Below are 363 nucleotides of genomic sequence, written 5' to 3'. Positions count from 1 at the left end.
AATGAAACTCTCTCGCTAATGGGTGTTTATTCAGTATCAAAACACTTTGTAAACGCCCTTCCCTTTCGACTGGGTGGCATTATACGCGCTTTTAGTAGGGGGTCAAGCTAATATCCATTTTTATTTTATATATATTATAACTTATTGAAATACATCACTTTAAATAAGTTGAATAGAGCATTAGTTTTTTAGAAAAACTCCATAAAGCTATTACTTCATTAGGATATAAGATTCTTAAGCCGGATATACATACACGAATAATAGCTAATGTTGAGACTTATGAAAGAAAAAACTTACAGTCATTGGATTAATAATTATCTAGCTTAAAGCAGCCAAAAGAAAACCCCCTTCTACATTAGCAGA

Source organism: Psychrobacter sp. (assembly GCF_036731945.1).
GTDB lineage: Bacteria > Pseudomonadota > Gammaproteobacteria > Pseudomonadales > Moraxellaceae > Psychrobacter.
The sequence above is the reverse complement of the archived record's forward strand: the minus strand, read 5'-3'. Positions refer to the sequence as shown.